Genomic DNA, 1,596 nt, shown 5'->3' with positions numbered 1-1,596 from the left:
CCTCAAGGGGATTCGAGCCGATGGCGGCGTCTCCCTGGACGAGACCTTCCTGCCACCGACCTTGGTTACGGGCGCCGTGGCCTGGTACCGGCAATTGCTGCTGGAAGTTGTCACCGGCCTCGACCAGATCGCCGAGGCGCATGGCAAGATGGTCATGGGCGGACCTGGGCGCAGCGTCGAAGATTTGCTGATGCTCAATCTCGCCAATGCGGCACGTCCGCGGCTGGCCCACATGCTGGCTCAGGATGTGTTCCATCCAGCCGAGCTTTACCTGGAACTTGCCGGTCTCGCCGGTTCGATGGCGACCTACGGATCGAGCGCGCGGCGGCTGGGCGAGTTGCCCGCCTACGATCACATGGCGCCTGGCCCCGCCTATTCGGCGCTGGCGGATGCGCTGCGCTCGCTCATCCTCAGCCTGCGTTACATCGAGCCGAAATCGCGTGCGCTGCCTGTCATGCGGCATTCGACCAATGTCTGGAAGATCCGTATCGACAATCCGAAGCTGCTGGTGGCCAGCCGGATCGTCATCCGGGTCGGTTCGGAGTTGTCGGAAGACGCGCTGCGCAAGATATTCGTCAATCAGGCAACCGTCGGCTCGGCCGACCAGTTCGAGGGCCTGTGGAAATCGCGCTTGCCCGGCATTCCGCTGAAACCGCTTCATTCCCAGCCGCGCGAGATTCCTTACGATGGCGATCGGTTATGTCTGGAACTGGACCAGAAAAGTGAGCACTGGGCGTCGCTGCTCGACGCTCCCGGCTTCGTCATCGGCGTTTCGGGCGTGTTGCCAAGCGAGCCGCAGGTGGACTGCTATTCGGTGAACAGGTGAGATCATGAGCCGCGATGATCCGTTCGGACTGTCGGAGGATCGCGAACGCACCCGCATTCGATTGACCGGCGCGCCGATGCCGCGGCCGATGGCGCCACCTTTGCCGAGCGCGTCGGTAAAGCGCTCCCGCACCCATCCGAACGCACTCGTCAACGCATTTGCGCCCTTGCTCGAATTCGGTCCCGAGCTTGAAAGTGCGCTGCCGCCGGACAATCCGGAAGCATTGCGTACCCGATTGCTCGAAGAACTGGTCCGGGCACGCGACACGGCTATGTCGGTCGGATCCTCAATGGAGCGCGCCGACCAGGCGGCCTGGGTGGTGGCGGCGTTGCTCGACGATCTGGCCCTGAACACGCCATGGGGCGGCGCCAGCGCCTGGCCGCGGCAGCCGCTTGTGGTCATGCTGCGCGGCGATGTCGATGCCGGCACGCAGTTCTTCACCCGTCTCGACGAACTCGAGCGCCATCCCAACCGTGATCGCGAATTGCTGGAACTGCAGTATCAATGCATGGCGCTTGGCTTTCGTGGCAAATATCGCGTGTCGGCCCGATCCGGCGACCGCTCGCTCAATGCCGTTCGCGTGGCGGCGGCACGCTTCCTACGCGATGCCGACGCCGAAGGCGCGCCACTGTCGCCAAACTGGAAAGGCGTGATCGCATCTGACGAGCCGCAGCGCTTCATCGTTCCGATCTGGGTCATGGCGCTCGGTGCGGCGGTTGCAGCCCTGACAAACCATGTCGGGCTCTCCATGGCACTGAGGAGCCCAGCGG

Annotated in this window: 2 protein-coding genes; both read left to right on the top strand. The window is 64.1% G+C overall.

The features are described from left to right. A partial coding sequence (tssK, locus tag EN925_RS35095; RefSeq protein WP_128337329.1) for a type VI secretion system baseplate subunit TssK occupies positions 1-826 on the top strand: 826 nt, incomplete at its 5' end. Between the two features lie 4 nt (positions 827-830). Further along, on the top strand, positions 831-1,596 hold a 766-nt coding region (gene icmH / locus EN925_RS35090; protein WP_164894628.1), incomplete at its 3' end, for a type IVB secretion system protein IcmH/DotU.

The organism is Mesorhizobium sp. M7A.F.Ca.US.006.04.2.1, from assembly GCF_004022915.1.
Classification (GTDB): domain Bacteria; phylum Pseudomonadota; class Alphaproteobacteria; order Rhizobiales; family Rhizobiaceae; genus Mesorhizobium; species Mesorhizobium ciceri.
This window is presented reverse-complemented; position numbering and strand designations above follow the sequence as displayed.